The sequence below is a fragment of the Leifsonia sp. McL0627 genome, from assembly GCF_058244615.1.
Genome location: NZ_JBZCGM010000003.1, coordinates 688,896 through 706,624, shown reverse-complemented (window position 1 = coordinate 706,624; position 17,729 = coordinate 688,896). Strand labels below are relative to the sequence as shown.

The 17,729-nt window shown below is 69.3% G+C and carries 19 protein-coding genes; 6 read left to right on the top strand and 13 right to left on the bottom strand.

Annotation, left to right across the window (positions count from 1 at the left end; all coding sequences use genetic code 11):
- Positions 1-95: 95 nt before the first annotated feature.
- The 9 genes from AC37TH_RS11595 to dapA all read right to left on the bottom strand — a co-directional run bounded on the left by AC37TH_RS11595 (position 96) and on the right by dapA (position 10,423).
- The gene (locus AC37TH_RS11595; protein WP_490764503.1) at positions 96-596 is read right to left on the bottom strand and encodes a CinA family protein; all 501 of its coding nucleotides are present in this window, start codon (positions 594-596) and stop codon (positions 96-98) included.
- A complete protein-coding gene (gene pgsA, locus AC37TH_RS11590) occupies positions 583-1,206 on the bottom strand; it encodes a CDP-diacylglycerol--glycerol-3-phosphate 3-phosphatidyltransferase (RefSeq protein ID WP_490764502.1) in 624 nt (207 codons plus the stop codon). The genes AC37TH_RS11595 and pgsA overlap by 14 nt, the downstream gene beginning before the upstream one ends.
- Before the next feature lie 5 nt (positions 1,207-1,211).
- Entirely contained in the window at positions 1,212-4,007 is a 2,796-nt protein-coding gene (locus tag AC37TH_RS11585) for an FtsK/SpoIIIE family DNA translocase (RefSeq protein WP_490764501.1), read from the bottom strand.
- Positions 4,008-4,103: 96 nt separating this feature from the next.
- Positions 4,104-4,595, bottom strand: a complete 492-nt coding sequence (locus tag AC37TH_RS11580) for a GNAT family N-acetyltransferase (RefSeq protein WP_490764500.1) — start codon at positions 4,593-4,595, stop codon at positions 4,104-4,106.
- A gap of 52 nt (positions 4,596-4,647) precedes the next feature.
- On the bottom strand, positions 4,648-5,868 hold the full coding sequence (locus AC37TH_RS11575; protein WP_490764499.1) for an ABC transporter permease: 1,221 nt from the start codon (positions 5,866-5,868) through the stop codon (positions 4,648-4,650).
- Positions 5,865-6,569, bottom strand: coding sequence for an ABC transporter ATP-binding protein (locus AC37TH_RS11570; protein WP_490764498.1), 705 nt, complete (start codon positions 6,567-6,569; stop codon positions 5,865-5,867). Before AC37TH_RS11570 ends, AC37TH_RS11575 begins: the two co-directional genes overlap by 4 nt.
- The gene (locus AC37TH_RS11565; protein ID WP_490764497.1) at positions 6,566-7,564 is read right to left on the bottom strand and encodes an efflux RND transporter periplasmic adaptor subunit; all 999 of its coding nucleotides are present in this window, start codon (positions 7,562-7,564) and stop codon (positions 6,566-6,568) included. Before AC37TH_RS11565 ends, AC37TH_RS11570 begins: the two co-directional genes overlap by 4 nt.
- 139 nt (positions 7,565-7,703) lie before the next feature.
- The gene (locus AC37TH_RS11560; RefSeq protein ID WP_490764496.1) at positions 7,704-9,380 is read right to left on the bottom strand and encodes a ribonuclease J; all 1,677 of its coding nucleotides are present in this window, start codon (positions 9,378-9,380) and stop codon (positions 7,704-7,706) included.
- A gap of 65 nt (positions 9,381-9,445) precedes the next feature.
- Positions 9,446-10,423, bottom strand: a complete 978-nt coding sequence (dapA, locus tag AC37TH_RS11555) for a 4-hydroxy-tetrahydrodipicolinate synthase (protein WP_490764495.1) — start codon at positions 10,421-10,423, stop codon at positions 9,446-9,448.
- A 138-nt stretch (positions 10,424-10,561) separates the two neighbouring features.
- Here dapA and AC37TH_RS11550 point away from each other — a divergent pair, with 138 nt between their 5' ends.
- The 4 genes from AC37TH_RS11550 to AC37TH_RS11535 all read left to right on the top strand — a co-directional run bounded on the left by AC37TH_RS11550 (position 10,562) and on the right by AC37TH_RS11535 (position 12,933).
- A complete protein-coding gene (locus AC37TH_RS11550) occupies positions 10,562-11,002 on the top strand; it encodes a thioredoxin family protein (protein WP_490764494.1) in 441 nt (146 codons plus the stop codon).
- Complete coding sequence (locus AC37TH_RS11545; protein WP_490764493.1) at positions 10,989-11,504, top strand: DUF4395 domain-containing protein; 516 nt, start codon at positions 10,989-10,991, stop codon at positions 11,502-11,504. The genes AC37TH_RS11550 and AC37TH_RS11545 overlap by 14 nt, the downstream gene beginning before the upstream one ends.
- A gap of 109 nt (positions 11,505-11,613) precedes the next feature.
- On the top strand, positions 11,614-12,039 hold the full coding sequence (locus tag AC37TH_RS11540) for an OsmC family peroxiredoxin (RefSeq protein WP_490764492.1): 426 nt from the start codon (positions 11,614-11,616) through the stop codon (positions 12,037-12,039).
- A 3-nt stretch (positions 12,040-12,042) separates the two neighbouring features.
- Entirely contained in the window at positions 12,043-12,933 is an 891-nt protein-coding gene (locus AC37TH_RS11535) for a TIGR01777 family oxidoreductase (RefSeq protein WP_490764491.1), read from the top strand.
- Positions 12,934-13,009: 76 nt separating this feature from the next.
- Here the strand turns inward: AC37TH_RS11535 and AC37TH_RS11530 are convergent, their stop codons facing one another.
- Positions 13,010-13,462: a hypothetical protein gene (locus AC37TH_RS11530; protein ID WP_490764490.1), complete on the bottom strand. Its 453-nt coding sequence runs from the start codon at positions 13,460-13,462 to the stop codon at positions 13,010-13,012.
- A gap of 5 nt (positions 13,463-13,467) precedes the next feature.
- A complete protein-coding gene (gene dapB / locus AC37TH_RS11525) occupies positions 13,468-14,247 on the bottom strand; it encodes a 4-hydroxy-tetrahydrodipicolinate reductase (protein ID WP_490764489.1) in 780 nt (259 codons plus the stop codon).
- Positions 14,248-14,326: 79 nt separating this feature from the next.
- Between dapB and AC37TH_RS11520 the strand changes: the two genes are divergently transcribed.
- A complete protein-coding gene (locus AC37TH_RS11520; protein WP_490764488.1) occupies positions 14,327-14,821 on the top strand; it encodes a GNAT family N-acetyltransferase in 495 nt (164 codons plus the stop codon).
- Positions 14,822-14,916: 95 nt separating this feature from the next.
- Here AC37TH_RS11520 and AC37TH_RS11515 read toward each other — a convergent pair whose 3' ends face one another.
- Both AC37TH_RS11515 and AC37TH_RS11510 read right to left on the bottom strand, forming a co-directional pair.
- Positions 14,917-15,519 carry a histidine phosphatase family protein gene (locus AC37TH_RS11515; RefSeq protein WP_490764487.1) on the bottom strand — a complete coding sequence of 201 codons (603 nt, stop codon included), beginning with the start codon at positions 15,517-15,519 and terminating at the stop codon, positions 14,917-14,919.
- A 38-nt stretch (positions 15,520-15,557) separates the two neighbouring features.
- Positions 15,558-16,934 carry a M16 family metallopeptidase gene (locus tag AC37TH_RS11510; RefSeq protein WP_490764486.1) on the bottom strand — a complete coding sequence of 459 codons (1,377 nt, stop codon included), beginning with the start codon at positions 16,932-16,934 and terminating at the stop codon, positions 15,558-15,560.
- Between the two features lie 172 nt (positions 16,935-17,106).
- Here AC37TH_RS11510 and AC37TH_RS11505 point away from each other — a divergent pair, with 172 nt between their 5' ends.
- On the top strand, positions 17,107-17,691 hold the full coding sequence (locus AC37TH_RS11505) for a TetR/AcrR family transcriptional regulator (RefSeq protein WP_490764485.1): 585 nt from the start codon (positions 17,107-17,109) through the stop codon (positions 17,689-17,691).
- The last annotated feature ends 38 nt before the right edge of the window (positions 17,692-17,729 follow it).

Here is a 17,729-nt window from a genome sequence, read left to right as displayed (position 1 = left end):
GCATCTTATGAGGCTCAACGATATCGGCGACGACTGGGCTTTTCTTGTGAATGCAGCAGGTGTAACGAGACCGTAACAGCAGGTATTCCCGCCGGTCACACCGGATCGAGATCGACCTCGGCAGCCAGCTCAGCGAGCGCCGACTCGACGACCTGGCGCCGGATTTCGGAGCGCGTCCCGTTGAGCGCGAGTTCGACCACCCGCGTACGGGCGGCGGTCGCGATACCGACGAACACCGTGCCGACCGCCCGACCGCCCTGTTCGTCAGGACCGGCGACGCCCGTGGTGGAGAGTCCGATGTCGGCCGGCCTGCCACCGACGGCGAGGGCGTCCCTGACCCCGGAGGCGAGCTGCCTGGCGACCTCCGGATGCACCGGACCCTCGGCTGCCAGGAGTTCGGCATCCACCCCGACCAGCGTGTGTTTCAACTCCGTCGCGTACACGACCACGCCGCCCAGCACCACGGAGGACGCTCCGCCGACGCGGGTCAACTCGGCGACGAGCTCGCCGCCGGTCAGCGACTCCGCGGCGGCGACGGTGAGACCGCGAGCGGCCAGGAACGGGATGAGGCGGGCAGTCGGATCAGACGACGGCACGCTTCGCCCTCCGCCCCTTCCACGCTTGCCAGAGGTAGTCGAGGCCGGTGACGACGGTGAGGATGACCGCGGCCGTCATCACGATGCCGTTGACCCAGAACACCCAGTCTCCGAACAGCGTCCAGAGCGGGAACAGGGCGAGGCTGATGGCGACCGACTGGACGATCGTCTTGATCTTGCCGCCGCGCGACGCCGCGATCACGCCCTGCTTGATGACGACGAACCGGTACACGGTGATACCGATCTCGCGGACGAGGATCACGATGGTGACCCACCACGGCAGCTCGTTCAGAATCGAGAGGGCGACGAGCGCGCCCCCCGTGAGCACTTTGTCGGCGATGGGGTCGAGGAGCTTGCCCAGCTCGGTGACGAGGTTGTTGCGCCGGGCGATGGCGCCGTCGACGCCGTCGGTGGCGATCGCGATGACGAACAGCACGGCGGCCGCCCAGCGGAGCCAGCCGTCGTCCCCGGCGTCGGCCAGGAGCATCCACACGAACAGCGGCGCCAAGAGGATGCGCACCACCGTGATGATGTTGGGCACGTTCCAGTTGCTCGCGCGTGACGGTGTGCCCTCCGCCGGAGCAGGCGGAGGCGTGTCGTGCACCGACATGTGGTCTACTCCCTGTCGGTCAGCTGCCAGGCGTCCTCGTCCGAGTCGCCGTCCACCTCAGGATAGCCCTCGGTCATCCGCGCGACAGGGTCTCCCGCGTACTGGTCGTCGTCGGCGGACGAGGCGGCGGCGGACGGCGCTGCTCCCGCGGCCGCAGCGGCGGGGGTGTCCTGGCCGCGAAGTGTTGCGAGCACGGCGGGCAACTGTTCCGCCGTCACGAGAACGTCCCTGGCCTTCGACCCTTCGGACGGGCCGACGATCTCGCGCGATTCGAGCAGGTCCATCAGGCGTCCGGCCTTGGCGAAGCCGACGCGCAGCTTGCGCTGCAGCATCGAGGTGGAGCCGAACTGGGTCGACACCACCAGCTCGGCGGCGGCGAGCAGCAGCTCGAGGTCGTCGCCGATGTCGGAGTCGATCTGCTTCTTCTCTGCCGAGGCGGCGACATCCTGCCGGTACTCCGGCCGTGCCTGGCGGGTGACGTGCTCGACAACCTTCTGGATCTCGGCCTCGTTCACCCACGCGCCCTGCACGCGGATGGCCTTCGACGCGCCCATGGGGAGGAACAGCGCGTCGCCCTGGCCGATGAGCTTGTCCGCGCCCGGCTGGTCGAGGATGACGCGGGAGTCTGTCACGCTCGTCACGGCGAACGCGAGACGTGACGGGACGTTCGCCTTGATGAGGCCGGTAACGACGTCGACCGACGGCCGCTGCGTGGCGAGCACCAGGTGGATCCCGGAGGCGCGCGCCAGCTGGGTGATGCGCACGATCGAGTCCTCGACGTCGCGCGGGGCGACCATCATCAGGTCGGCGAGCTCGTCGACCACCACCAGCAGATAGGGGTACGGCTTGAGTTTGCGCTCGCTGCCGGCCGGGAGCACGATCTCGTTGTTCACGACGGCCTTGTTGAAGTCGTCGATGTGCCGGAAACCGAAGCTCGCCAGGTCGTCGTAGCGCATGTCCATCTCTTTCACGACCCACTGCAGCGCTTCCGCCGCCTTCTTGGGGTTCGTGATGATGGGCGTGATGAGGTGGGGAACGCCGCCGTAAATGGTGAGCTCGACGCGCTTCGGGTCGATCAGCACCATGCGGACGTCGGATGGCTTGGCGCGCATCAGCAGGCTGGTGATCATCGAGTTGACGAAGCTCGACTTTCCGGAGCCGGTGGAACCGGCCACCAGGAGGTGGGGCATCTTGGCCAGGTTGGCGACCACGAAGCCGCCGCCGACGTCTTTGCCGACGCCGATGGTCATCGGGTGGGTGCTCTTCGTGGCGGCTCCGGAACGCAGCACGTCGCCGAGGGAGACGATCTCGCGGTCGGAGTTGGGGATCTCGATGCCGATCGCGCTCTTGCCGGGGATGGGCGAGAGGATGCGGACCTCGTTGCTCGCGACCGCGTATGAGAGGTTCTTGCTGAGCGCGGTGACGCGCTCCACCTTCACGCCGGGGCCGAGCTCGATCTCGTACTGCGTGACCGTCGGCCCTCGCGAGTATCCGGTGACCTTGGCATCGACGCCGAACTGGGTGAGCACCTCGGTGATCGCCGCGACGATGTCGTCATTGGCGCTCGACCTGGTCTTGGCCGGCGTTCCCTCGGACAGCATTCCGGCCGCCGGCAGGTGGTACGGCGCCGCGGGCTCCGACGCCGACGGGAGCGTGGCGGTCTCGTCGAAGTCGTCCGCTCCTGCACCGGCGGCGTCCGGGACGAAACCGGGCAGCACCGCCGGGACGGCGGGCACGATCGGGGCAGCGGAGCCCGGTGCGATCTCGCCCGTAAACCGCTTGACCGCATCCTCCGCGAGCGCGAGCTCGCTGAGAACCTCGGTGTTGTAGTGGTCGCTCGACGGGTCGGGCTCCAGCGCTGTGGCGAATTCGCCCTTGCCTTTGGACTTGTCGCCGAACACCTCGGTGAGACTGTCGTCGACGACCGGGGTGTCGAACGCCGGGTCTTCCTCGCGGCCGGACTTGTTCCTGCGCCACCAGGGCAGGTTGGCCTCCTCCGGCGCCGCGTCGTCGTCGATGCCGTCGAGCTCGACCTGCTGGGTCTTGGCCTCCTTGGCCGCCTGGCGCTCCTCCTCGGTGGCCAGCTGCGCGCCGAACAGATAGGCGTAGAGCTCGCGCACACGGACGCCGACCTTGTTCGGCGGCGTCTTGGTGATGATGAAGATGCTGAGGATGAGCAGCACGATGATGACCGCTGCCGCACCGTATGGCGTGATCAGGGCGGACAGGGGCGCGGCGAGCAGCCAGCCGAGCACTCCCCCGGCCTGCGCGAGCATCGCCATGCCGTCGCTCGGCTGCGGGTGCGAACTGAACAGATGGCACAGCCCGGAGATGGTGAGCAGGAGGATGCTCAGCCCGATGCCGATGCGGGTGTTGTCGTGCACGGAGCTCGGGTGCCGGAACAGCCACCCGGCGAAGATGACCATGATGACGGGGAGCGCGAACGCCACCCGGCCGAACAGACCGCCGAAGGTCCACGCATCAAGTGTGCGGGCGACGGCGTCGTTGATGAGGAACCATTCGACCACCGCGCCGGCGACGGCGAGCAGGACGAGGAAGAACGGGAAGCCGTCCCTGCGTTCCTCCTTGGCGAGCTTCTCCGGGCCGAGGGCGCGGAAGGCGGCTCCCGTGAGGTGGGCGAGGCCCATCCACGCGCGGACGAGAGGATTCGGCCCCGCGTCGGCGGTGGGGTATGCGACCGTCTTCTGGGCCGTGGTCTTCGCCGCCGGCTTGCGCGCGGTCGAGCCGCCGCGGCCGGAGGAGTTCCGCGCGCGCGATGTCGACTTGGTGCTCGTAGCCATAGGGTCCACGGTACTTCGCACCCCCGTCTTCGAGCGGTTACCGCGCGCGGATTGTGGAAAATCCGTTATCCGGCCGGCCTGTGCGGGAAACGGCCGTCAGTGCACCGCTCTGACCATCGTGTCCGAGTTCGTCCCCGACTCGACGGTCACGTACCCCTCGCTCACGTAGAGGCGCTGGGCGAAGTTCGCGCGCTCGACGCTCAGGCTGAGCCGGTTGTGCCCCGCCGCGCCTGCCTGCCTGGCGACGGCCTGCAGCAGCGCCCTGCCGACTCCCCTGGCGCGCCACTGCGTGTTCACGCCGAGGGTGAGCTCCGGCACGCCGACGGCGACGAAACCGTACCCTGGCGCGTTCGCGGGGAAGAGCCGGCCCCAGCACGCCCCGATGGGAACGTCGCGCGCGTCGACGGCGACGGACCCGAAGTCGCCCGGCCGCTTCCAGCCGCTGATGTACCGCGAGACCGTGCGGTCTTCGAGCACGGCGACCCTGGCGCGCGCGCTGACGGGGTTCCAGTTGGACGCCTCGACGAGCATGTCGGCGAGAAAACGCGCGTCGTCTCCGGTCGCGGGTCTGATCCGGAATACTGCCATGCACGAACGCTACTCGGTGACGTGTTACGGCGAGGTTACGAAAAAGGGCCGATCAGTACCGGATCGCGTCGATGACCTTGACCCGAACGGCGACGAGCGCCGGGAGCAGCCCGGCAATGGCTCCGACCGCCGTCGCGGCGACCATCCCGATCACCGCCGCCTCGACCGGGAACGGCGGCAGGTCCGACACCATTCCCTGCCCGATCAGCTCTTCCAGCCACGGGCTCTTCACGATCAGGATGGACAACCCGACTCCGGCGGCGCCCGCGACGACCGTCGCCACGATGCTCTCCATCATCACCGCGAAGAAGACGCGGCCGGCCGTGGCCCCGAAACTCCTCCGCACCCCGATCTCCCGGATGCGATGACGCACCGTCACGAGCGCGATGTTGACGAGCCCGAGCGCACCCAGCAGGAGGACGAGGACCGCGATGCCGATGACGACCGTCTTGAAGAACGCGAGCGGGTCGTCTCCGTGGGCCAGGTAATCCTGCCGGTTGATGCTCGTGGTCCCCGCGCCGAGCGACTGGTTGAGCTCCGCCGTGATCGTGGCGATGAGAGGCTTGGCCAGCTCAGGAGGCACCCAGGCCTCGAGTGTCGCCGGAGGCGCGCCCGCGTCGACGGACATCAGCTGCGGCGCGGCCGACGCGAGCATGAACGCCATGGGATAGGTGTCGTCGTTCTTCGAGCCGCGGAGCACGCCGACCACTACGGCCGTCACCTCGCCGTCGCCCGCGAGCACTCTGGCCGTGGGGTGCGACTCCAGCGCCGGGGAGCCGAGCTTGCGCCAGAAGTCGCCGTTGATCACGATGGCCGGGGCGAGCCGTTCCGTGTCGGCCTTCGTGAACCACGAGCCCTGCGCCATCTGGATGCGGTGCATCGCCGCGTACGGCTGGTCGACCGCTGTCGCGCTGACATCGGCGACTCCGCCACGGAACTGCACGCGCATCCCGTTCTGGAACACCGACGATGTGTACTCGATCTTGTGTCGTTCGACGACGCCGGCCCAGGCCTCCGGGAGCCCCTTCGCCGACATCGGCATGCCGTCCTGACCGTATGAGGTCGAGACCACCAGGAGCGCAGGGCGGCCGCCATACCGCTCGTTGGACTCCGTCATGCCCTGCTGGGCGATATTGGCGAGGCCGACGACCGAGCTCAGCGCGCACACGGCGACGGCGACACCGATCAGCGAGAGCAGCACGCGCCCCTTGTGGATGCGCACCTCCTGCCAGGCTTCGACGATCGCACCCCAGACCGACTCCACCGCCCTCATGCTGCGACCTCCCGCTCCGACGCGACCTGATGCAGGCGGCCGGCGTCGAGCCGGTGGCGCTCGTCGGCGAGCGCGGCGATGGCCGGGTCGTGCGTGATGGTGACGAGCGCTGCGCCGTAGTCGGTGGCGACGGTGTCGAGGAGCCCCATGACGGACATGCCGGTCTCGACGTCGAGCGCGCCGGTCGGCTCGTCGGCGAGGATGAGCCTCGGCTCGCGCACGAGGGCCCTGGCGATGGCCACGCGTTGCTGCTCGCCGCCGGACAGCTTCTCCGGCATGGTGTCGAGGCGGTGACCGAGCCCGACCTTCTCCAGCATCTCGGCAGCGATCGCGCGACGGTGCCAGAACCGGCGTCCGCTGGCGTACAGCAGCGGCGTCATCACGTTCTCCAGCGCTGAGCGCCCCGACAGCAGGTTGAATTGCTGGAAGATGAAGCCGACATCGGCGCCGCGCTGCCGGTCGCGTGCGCCGGAGCGCAGGCGCGCGACGGGGCGTCCGTCGAACTCGAAGACGCCGGAAGTGGGCGCGTCGAGCAGCCCGAGGATGTTGAGCAGGGTCGACTTTCCCGAACCGGAGCGCCCGACGATGGACGTGCGGTCGCCGTGCTCGACCACCAGATCGACGCCGTCGAGGATCGTCAACGGATCGGCGTCCGGAACGTCGACGGTCTTCGTCACGCCCTCGAGCCGCAGCAGGCTCACGAACCGACCGACGCGCAGGACATCGAGCCGTCCGGCCCGGTGATGCATCCGTTCTCGTCCGGCATCCGTGCTCCGGGGACGAACTCGAGGACAGTGTCGCCCTCCTTCACCCCTCCGCGGACCTCGACGGTCTTCCCGTCAGTGAGCCCGAGCGTTACGGCGACCTCTTTCGGATCGCCGCCCTTCGGGTCTGGCACGTAGACGATGCCCTTCTCGGTGGTGCCCTTGATGGCGGTGGTCGGTACCGTCAGCACGCCCTCTGCGCGACCACCGGACATCGTGAGGTCGGCGGCGAGGCCTGCGAAGACCGTGACGCCCGCTGGGATCGCGCAGCGCACCGTGGTCGTCGATCCTGTCGCGCCGCTATCGCCTCCGGAGGGGGTGCCGGTGCCCTGGGGTGCCTCGGCTGCGGTGGCGGCCGGCGTCGAGATGGTGAGCCCGGTGCAGGCGAACGGCGCTGGACCGTTCTTGATCGCGATGAGGCCCTCGGTCGGCCGGTTGAGCAGGCGGTACTGCTGCGCGGAGGGCAGTGAGGCCGTGGCGGAGAACGTGGGTGGCGCGATGCCGCCCGTCGCCTCTCCGACGGTCACCGCCTGTCCGGCGATGACGGGGAGCGCGCTGACGACGCCGCCGATCGGCGCGGTGACCTCGACGTAACTCACGGCCGGCTTCGGCTGCGACATGACGGGCAGTCCGTCTGGACCGGTCGTCTCGACCGGATCGCGCGGAGTCTCCACCTTGATGTCGTACAGCGTCGCGCCGGCCTCGACCGTCGCGCCGACGGCGACCTGCACTTCGTCGACGACCCCGCCCGCCGTCGCGCGGACGGGAGCGGCGGGGTCGGCGACGATGGAGCCGCTCACGGTCACGTCGTTAACGATCGTCCCGGTCTGCACGGCGACGGTCGGGTCGCTCAGGTCAGCGGTCGGCTGGAGCGGATCGGTGGCCGGTTGCCCGTCGCCGAAGAACGCCAGTTTGACGAGCGCGACCGCCACGACGGCGACCAGAACCAGACGGATGATGGGAAAAACCCATCGTCGCGTAACCCCCACTGCTCCTGCTTTCTGCTGCTTCCGGTCCTCGCCGCCCATCGGGCGGGAGAACCGGACCCCCGGTATCTGTCGGCCTAGTCTGTCACGCCTCGATGACGAGCGGAACGATCATCGGACGACGACGGTAGCTCGTGTTCACCCAGCGGCCGACCGTGCGGCGGACAACCTGCGACAGCGCGTGCGAGTCCCTGACGCCGTTGTGGGCGGCGTCGGCCAGCGCGGACGCGATCTTCGGCTTGACGGCATCGAAGACGGCGTCGTCTTCCGCGAAACCGCGCGCGTGGATCTCCGGCCCGGTGACGATGCGACCCGTCGCCGCCTCGACCACGACGATGATCGAGATGAAACCCTCTTCACCCAGGATGCGGCGGTCTTTCAGGTCGGCGTCGGTGATCTCGCCGACGCTCGAACCGTCGACGTAGACGAAGCCGAGGTCGAGCTGTCCGACGACCTTCGCGACGCCGTCGCGCAGGTCGATGACTGTGCCGTCCTCCGCGAGGATCGTGTTCTCCTCCGGCACACCGGTGTCCATCGCCAGGCGGGCGTTGGCGACCAGGTGCCGGTATTCGCCGTGCACGGGCATGACGTTCTTGGGCTTCAGGATGTTGTAGCAGTAGAGCAGTTCGCCCGCTGCTGCGTGCCCGGAGACGTGCACCTTGGCGTTGCCCTTGTGCACGACGTTCGCGCCGAGCTTGGTGAGGCCGTCGATCACGCGATAGACGGCGTTCTCGTTGCCGGGGATGAGGCTGGAGGCCAGGATGACCGTGTCACCGTGCCCGATCTCGATCTGGTGGTCGAGGTTGGCCATGCGTGCAAGCACCGCCATCGGCTCGCCCTGCGAGCCGGTCGACATGTAGACGATCTCGTCGTCGGGGAGGTCTGCGGCCTTCTTGTAGTCGATCAGGATGCCTTCCGGCACCTTGAGGTAACCGAGGTCGGCGGCGATGCCCATGTTGCGCACCATCGAGCGGCCGAGGAGGGCGACCCTGCGCCCGTTGGCCGCAGCGGCGTCGAGCACCTGCTGCACGCGGTGCACGTGGCTGGAGAAGCTCGCGACGATCACACGGCGCGGAGCGCGGGCGATGACGTTGTCGAGCACCGGGCCGATGGAACGCTCCAGCGGCGTGAACCCGGGGACGTCGGCGTTGGTGGAGTCGGCGAGGAACAGGTCGACGCCCTTCTCGCCGAGGCGTGCGAACGCGCGCAGGTCGGTGAGGCGGTCGTCGAGCGGGAGCTGGTCCATCTTGAAGTCACCGGTGTGCAGCACGACGCCGGCCGGGGTGGTGATCGCGACGGCGAGCGCATCCGGGATCGAGTGGTTGACCGCGACGAACTCGAGCGAGAACGGGCCGAGCTGCTCGACCTGGCCCTCTTTGACCGTGAGGCTGTACGGCTGGATGCGATGCTCCTTGAGCTTCGCCTCCACCAGGGCGAGCGTGAGGCCGGAGCCGATCAGCGGGATGTCCCTGCGCAGCTTGAGAAGGTACGGCACGGCGCCGATGTGGTCTTCGTGTCCGTGGGTGAGGACGACGCCGACCACGTCGTCGAGGCGGTCGCGGACCGGCTGGAAGTCGGGGAGGATGAGGTCGACGCCCGGCTGGTTCTCTTCGGGGAAGAGCACGCCGCAGTCGACGATGAGCAGCTTGCCCTCGTATTCGAAGACGGTCATGTTGCGGCCGATCTCCCCCAGGCCGCCGGTGGGGATGATCCTCAGCGTGCCGGGTTCGAGCGCGGGCGGGTCGGAGACGAGGTTGGGCATGTGCCCTCCTAAACAGATACGGGCGCTGGGCGCCTGTGGTGGTTCGGGCCGTGCAGTGGCACGGCCTAACGGGTGGTTCCGGCGATTCGGGGCAGAGCACCGCCTGCTGCGGCGTTGCGATCCGGCCGGAAGTTGGAGAAGTCGACACCGGGGATGTCTGTGACGAGGTCCAGCTCGTCTTCGATCTGGGCGGCCTCCCACTCCTCCGGCCCGACGAGCGGCAAGCGCACGCGCGGGCTGGAGATGCGGCCGAGACCGTGAAGGATGTACTTGGCGGCGACAGTGCCTGGAACGTGCGTCATGACGGCGCGGACCAGCGGTTCGAGCTTCTGGTGCGCCGCGGTGGCGGTGGCGAGGTCGCCAGCGTTCACCGCATCCACCATCTGGCGGTATGGACGCGCGGCGATGTTGGCGGTGACGCCGATGAGCCCGGTGGCGCCGATCGCGAGGTGCGGGAGCACGTTGGCGTCGTCTCCGGAGAAGTAGAGGAGATCGGTCTGGTTGAGCACGCGGCTCACCTCGCTGAAGTCGCCCTTGGCGTCTTTGATGGCGCGCACGTTGGGGTGCTTGGCGATTCGGAGGATGGTCTTGTATTTGATCGGCACCCCGGTGCGGCCGGGGATGTCGTAGAGGATCACCGGAAGATCGGTGGAGTCGGCGATCAGCCGGAAGTGGGTGAGGATGCCGGCCTGCGTCGGCTTGTTGTAGTAGGGAGTGACGATCATGACGCCGTCAGCCCCGGCCTTCTCGCTCTGCTGATAGAGCTGGATGGCGTGCGCGGTCTCGTTCGAGCCGCCGCCGGTGATGATCTTGGCCCGCCCGGACGCGACGTCTTTGCCGACCTCGACCAGCCGCAGCTTCTCGTGGTCGGTGAGCGTGGAGGTCTCCCCCGTCGTGCCCGTGACGACGATGCCGTCGGCACCCGCTGTGATCACATCGTCGATGTGCTTCTCCACGCCCGCCCAGTCGACTTCGCCGTCGGCGGTGAACGGGGTGACCAGGGCGACCAGCACCTGACCGAACGGATTCGCGGAGGTTGACATGGCTCAAGGTTATCGGGTCGCCCGCTCCGGGCGCTCGCCATCCGAACGGATCTGTGGACAGTTCACGCTCTGCACAGGCACGCGTCATCCGCCGTCACACTCCACATCCACGGCCGGTGCTGCCGTAGCGTCACGCTCATGAACGCCTGGGCCGCGGCTGCCGTCGTCGTCGCACTCGTCGTCGTCGCCACGGCGGCGGGACTGCTCTGGCGTGCCACGACGGGGCGCGTGCGCCGGACCAAGGACGCGAGGGCCGTCAGGCCCGCCGAGGTCGGCGCCGCCGCGTTCGGCAGCAGTGTGACGCTCCTCCAGTTCTCCACCGAGTTCTGCGCCCCGTGCCGGTCCACCGCTCGCATCCTGGACGGCATCGCCGACGAACGATCCGGCGTCACCCACGTGGATGTGGACCTCACCCACCGCCCGGAGCTCGCCAGCCGTTTCGGCGTCCTTCAGACCCCCACCACCCTCGTGCTCGACGCGTCCGGCACGATCCGCGCGCGCATCGGGGGCGCGGTGCGCGCCGACGAGGTGCGCTCGACCATCGACAGCATCACCGGGAGCTCCCATGTCTCAGCCTGACGAAACGACCCCGGCTGGAGCGACGCAGACGCCCAGCCCCGCCCGCACGGGGATCGACCCCCGGTCGCCTCGCTTCGGGGCGGGGATCACGGCCGTCCTGCTGCTCGTCGACCTCTTCCTCGCGCTGATCGGCGCGACGACGGCGGCGTTCTGGCTGCTTCTGCTGATCGCCCTGCTCTTCGCCTGGGGCGCGTTCGCCGGCATCCGGCGTCACCCGTACGGCGCGCTGTTCCGCGCGTTCGTGCGTCCGCGACTCGCGCCTCCGGCGGAGCTGGAGGATCCAGCGCCGCCGACGTTCGCGCAGGGGGTCGGCCTGTTCGTCACCGGCCTCGGCCTGATCCTGCACCTGTTCGGTGTGCCGTTCGTCCTCCCGATCGCGGCGGGACTCGCCTTTATCGCCGCGTTCCTCAATTCGGCGTTCGGGTACTGCCTCGGCTGCCAGATCTACCTGCTGCTCGTGCGTGCGGGAGCGATCCGCCGGACAACCCCGACCCCGGTCTGAGCGGCAACCAGGGAATCCACCGTGCGCGCCTCCACGGTGTCGGAGGGCGCGATTAGGCTGGTCGAACCGTCCGCGGAACGAGCGGCACGGAATGACGAGGAGGACCACTATGGCAGTCACGAGCGAATCGACAACGGTCTGGACCGGAGATCTCAAGTCCGGTGCGGGCACCGTCACCCTCGACTCGTCCCACTCCGCCGAGTTCCCCGTCACCTGGGCGGCGCGCTCGCAGGGCTCCACTGAGGTCACCACGCCGGAGGAGCTGCTCGGCGCCGCGCACTCGGCCTGCTTCTCGATGGCGTTCTCGAACGCCCTCAGCAGCTTCGGCACGACGCCGGAGCGCATCTCGGTGACCGCCCACGTCACGTTCGACCCCGCTGAGGGCATCACCGGCAGCCACCTGGTCGTCCAGGCGACCGTGCCGGGGCTGTCCGCCGAGGACTTCACCCGCCTCGCGGAAGAGGCGAAGAGCGGCTGCCCGGTCTCGCGCGCTCTGGTCGGCATCCCGATCACCATCGAAGCCACCCTGGTCTGACCCGTGCGGGTGCTCATCGCGGGCGCCTCCGGCATGATCGGCACCGAGGTCACCGCGCAACTGGTGGCGCAGGGGCACGAGGTGCTGAGACTCGTCCGCGGAACGCCGAAGGCGGCGAACGAGTACAACTGGGCGCCGTCCGCCCGCATCATCGACTTCACGCTGATGGACAGAGTGGATGCGGTCGTCAACCTGTCCGGAGCGTCCATCAGTCGTCTGCCGTGGACGGCGGCGTGGAAGCGGAACATCCTGTCATCGCGGCTGGAGGCGACGCACACGTTGACCGACGCGATGCGCATGGCGTCGTCGCCGCCCGCGGTGTTCGTGAGTGGGTCTGCCGTGGGGTTCTACGGCGACCGGCCCGGCCAGAAGCTGACGGAGTCGGCGATCAAGGGAACCGGGTTCCTTTCGGATGTGGTCGAGGCGTGGGAGTCCGCGGCTCACCTCGCGCCGGAGAAGACGCGGGTGGTCACCGTGCGCACGGGTGTGGTGATCGGGCGTGGCGGAGCGATGAAGCCGCTGCTCCCGGCCGGCCGGCTGGGGCTGCTCGGCCCGATCGCCGGTGGCGGACAGCACTGGCCGTGGGTGAGCCTGCGGGACGAGGCGGCGGCGATCGTTCACCTGCTCGACTCGACGCTCCGCGGGCCGGTGAACGTCGCGGGCCCAACACCCGCGACCGCCGACACGGTGCTGCGGTCGCTCGCGGCGGCACTGCGGCGGCCGTACCTGCTGCCCCTTCCAGGGAAGGCGATCACCCTCGCACTGGGCGATGCCGGACGCGAGCTGCTGCTGGCGAGCCAGAAAGTCGTGCCGCAGAAGTTGCTCGACGACGGCTTCGTCTTCGCCGACCCGACGGTGCGCGGCGCGATGGATCGGCTGGTCGCCAAGCGGTAGACGGGGCGCTGCCGCGCGGTCGGTCACGGAGCGGCCCGCGGTGGTCGCCGGAGCGTGTCGCGCCGCCGCCGTCCCGCTACGCCGTGCGCTGCTCCGTGCGGTACAGGCGGATCGACTCGCGGAGCGCGGCCCGCGCCCGCCGGCGGTCGCCGGAGGCGTCGTAGGCGAGGCCGAGGCGGAACCAGGCGCGCCAGCTCTCCGGCTGCGACTCCACCTCCTCCTTGTAGCGCGGGAACTCCTCGTCGGCGGCGTCGCGCAGCGGGCGCCCGCTCGCCCTCACCGGGAGGTCCTCGACGGGGAGCCCGCCCTCCGCATCCAGGATCTTCACCAGCTTCTCGGTGCGCGCCCCGAACAGCAGTTCGCGGCCGATGGCCCAGGCCGCCACGAGGGGCAGCGCCAGCAGGGCGATCCCCATCGCGATGGCGATGCCCTCGCCGGTCGCCATGAGCATGATGGCGCGCTGGAACACCAGCACGAGATAGAGGGCGAGGATCGCCGCCATGACGATCGCCGCGATGCGGTTCCTCACTACGGCTACTCCTCGCGCACGGTCGGTCGGGGCGGTTCGCCGTTCGGCTCCGCGATGCCGAGGTCGACCAGCTTGTCGAGACCGACGGTGACGCCGGTCGCCGTCGCCGCCGCGCGGATCGCCAGCAGGATGCCCGCCTCGTACGACTCCGACCCCACCGTGTCGTGGCGGATCGTCAGGGTCTCCCCCGGTCCGCCCAGGATGACCTGCTGTTGGGCGACGACCCCGCGCATCCGGAGGCTGTGGATGGGGACGCTCGCCACCTGCTGCCCGCGGGCGCGCTGATCGGTGTGCGGCGCATCCACAGGGCCGCGCTCTGCGCGTGCCGCGCCGATCAGCTCGGCGGTGCGCACGGCCGTGCCGGACGGCGAGTCGACCTTGCCTGCGCCGTGCGCCTCGATGATCTCGATCGAGTCGAAGAAGCGGGCGGCGACGGTGGCGAACGCGGTGCCGAGCGCGGAGCCGAGGGAGAAGTTGGGGATGACGACGGCGCCGGTGCCCTCGTGCTCCGCCACGCGGCGCTCCAGGCCCAGGATGCGGTCGGCCGACCATCCGGATGTGCCGACCAGCACCTTCATCCCGTTGTCGACCGCGAAGGCCACGATGTCGGGGCTCACGGCCGGGAGGGTCATGTCGACGAGCACGTCGGCGGCGAGCATGTCCTCCAGCGGAGAGCGGGAGTCGAGGCGTGCCACGAGTTCGAGGTCGTCCGCCTGCTCGATCAGCCGCACGGCGACGCTGCCCAGTTTTCCGGTCGCTCCGGCGACGGCCACACGAATAGTCACCCGACCAATCTACCCGCCGCACCACTGAGAAAAATCCGGGATGCGCGGTCTGCGCAGCCCTCGGAACTACGCTGGGTCGATGGTGTCTTTTGCTGATGTCGCCGTCACGGACGCGACCGTCCACCGGATGCTGACCGACTACTTCACCGAGCGGGCTGCCTCGTTCCCCTCCTCGCAGGGCGCGTACCGCACGACGTTCCCCGACCCCGGTCAGTTCGTCCCGCCGTCCGGAGTGTTCCTGCTGGCGTACGACGAGGACGGCGAGGCCGGCTGCGGCGGTATCCGGGAACTCACCGTGCCGCTGGCCGACGTCGATCCTGAACTGCCGGTGGTGCGCTACGAGATCAAGCACCTGTGGGTGACGCCGACGCACCGCGGACGGGGCCTCGGCCGCGCGATCCTGTCCGAACTGGAGCACCGCGCGCGCGGGTTCGGCGCCACCGAGGTCGTCCTCGACACCAACGCCAGCCTGGAGGCGGCCGGCGGCCTCTACCGCAGCCACGGCTACGAGAACATCCAGCCGTACAACGACAACCCCAACGCGACCGACTGGTTCCGCAAGCAGCTCGGCTGACGCGGGCGGGCCGCCGCTGCGGATCGAGTGGTCCCGAATTGCCGTGTGCGCACGTGGCGCGCGGCAATTCGGGACCACTCGATGGCGGCGGGCGCCTAGACGGGCTGCAGCTCCGGGAGGCCGGTGCGGAGCTCGACGGGCAGGTGCCCGAGGTCGTTGTGCACGACCAGCACCGGCGGCTTCGCGGAGCGGACCCGGATGATCGTGAGGCCGCAGTTGGCCTGGTTCAGCCCCAGCCAGCGCCACGCCGGCGCGTCGAAGACGTGACGGACGAACCAGCCGATCACGAAGTTGTGGGTGACGAGCAGGTCGTGCCTGTCGCCGAGTGCCGGGGTGAGGAACTCGCCGACCGCGTCGTCCATCTGCGCCCTGCCCGCTTCGATCTCCGCATCGGTGACCGAGCCGAAGAACGACTCGAACGCCTTCGGCATGTCCGGCGTCGGCCCGGACGGGATGCAGTCGAACAGCAGGCTGGACGGCTCCGGGGTGAGTGCCGGCATCCGCTCCGCCATGATCGCCGCTGTCTCGGCCGCCCGGTTCAGCGGCGAGTGGTACATGCCCGTGAACGGGACGCCGCTCAGCCGTTCGGCGACGAGCTGCGCCTGGCGCTTGCCACGCGGCGACAGGGGCCCGTCGGGGAGGCCGTGTTCTGCATCCTGCTGCTCGCCGTGGCGAACGAGGTAAAGGTAGTGGGGCACCGGGATGGCCTTTCGGATGATGCGGACGAAGCGGCTGATCAGGGAGCGAGTCCGGCGAACATGTCGTCGGTCACGCTCCCCACCGCAGAGACGGAGACCGGTCGGCTCGCCAGATCGGAGGCGAGGCTGCGCACATCGTCGGCGGTGACGAGGTGCAGGCGCCGGAGGCTTTCGTCGAGGTCGGAGAACTCCCCCAGGCTGATCTCGGCTCGACCGAGCCGCGACATCCTGGTGTCCGAGTCTTCGAGGGCGAGGGCTGCGCCGCCGGAGAGCTGGCCGACCGCTCGGCGCATCTCGTCCGGGCTGACGCCGCCGTCTGCGAGGCGGTGGAGTTCGCCGAGCATCAGCTCGGCCACCTGGGTGGCCTTGGCGGGAGCGCATCCCGCGTAGAGGCCGAAGATCCCGGCGTCGGAGTACGCGCCGGAGAAGGAGTAGACGGCGTAGGCGAGGCCGCGCTTCTCGCGGACCTCCTGGAACAGCCTGCTCGACATCCCGCCGCCGAGGATCGAGTTGAGCACGCCCATCGTGGTGCGGCGTTCGTCGGTCGCGACGATGCCGGGAACGCCGATCAGCAGGTTGGCCTGCTCGGTCGGGCGCTGGACGGTGACGACCGCTGCCCCGCGCTCGATGGCGGCGGTGCTGAAGGCGCGGCGCTCCACCGGGGCGGCCTCGACGCTCAGGTCCCAGCCGGCCCCGACGAGTGCACGCTCGACGCCGGAGACGAGGAGGTCGTGGTCGACCGCTCCCGCCGCCGTGATGACGAGGTCTTGCGGGCGGTAGTTGGCGCGATAGTGGGCGAGCACCGCATCCCGGGTGGCCTCGCGGATGGTCTGCGGGCTGCCGCCGATCGGACGACCCAATGGATGCGCGCCGAGCACCGCCCCGAAGAACCGCTCGTTGGCGACGTCGGCGGGGTCGTCCTCCGCCATCGACAGCTCTTCGAGGATGACGCCGCGCTCGTTCTCGAACTCGACAGGGTCGAGCAGCGACGACGCGAGCATGTCGGCGATGACCTCGACGGCCATCGGAAGGTCGCGATCCTGCACCTTGGCGTAGTAGCAGGTGTACTCCTTGGCCGTCATCGCGTTGTGCTCGCCGCCGACGGAGTCGAAGGAGATCGCGATGTCGAGGGCGGTCCGGCTCGGGGTGCCCTTGAACAGCAGGTGCTCGAGGAAGTGGGTGGAGCCGAAGCTCGCGGGGACCGCCGGGCGCCCGGCCGTGGCGGGGACAGCATCCAGTTCGTCCCGGGAGCCGACGGCCACCCAGTAGCCGAGGGTGGCACTGCGGGCGCCCGGCACCTGCTCGCTCAGGATGCGCACCCCGCTTGGGAGGACGGTGCGCCGGACCAGCGCATCGCCGGAGGCGGCGAAAGAGAGGTCGGCCAGACCGAGCGGGAGGTCGACTGCGCTGTTCATCCCCTCCACCCTACGCCAGCGGCTATGAAACTCCTGGACGTGTAATGAGGACAAACAGACTAGTCTGTCTACTGCTATACTGGTTTTCACCAGCGCATCGGCGGGTCCCTACGCCGATGCGACACCAAGAGGACGGGCCCGACCGTCCCCTGCAATGAAGGAGTCGTGCCGGATGGTCGTTAGTGCCCGAGCGACCGTCCGGCCGCCCGCGCCGTCGAAGGTCAAGATCCTTGCGACGGCCGACGAACTCTTCTACCAAGAAGGAATCCACACGGTGGGCGTCGACCGCATCATCGCGGGAGCGCGCGTCACGAAGGCGACCTTCTACAAGCACTACCGGTCGAAAGACCTGCTGATCATCGCGTACGTCGAAGGACGCGACAAGCAGGTGCGCGACTGGTTCGACGAGCAGGAGCGCGAAGGCAAAGACCCGCGCGAGATCGCGCGAGCCCTGGTCGACTCGATCAACCTCGAAGCGGTGCGCCCCGGCTTCCACGGCGACCCGTTCATCAACGCCGCCGCGCAGTTCGCCGACGAGAGCCACCCCGTGCGCGTGGCCGTCAGCAACCACCGCGACTGGTACGCACGCCGCATCGAGGAACTGTTCCGCGACATCGGCCACCCCCGGCCAGGAGACGCAGCGGACGACCTGATCCTGGCGAGGGACGGCGCCCTGGCCGGCGGCTACGTCGGCGACCCGATCGCGGCCGGCGCCGCACTGCACCGGTCGCTCGACCGTATCCTCGCGGAGTCGTAGGCCGGAGAGCGCGGTTGCGCGGCTGACCCGCTACTCGA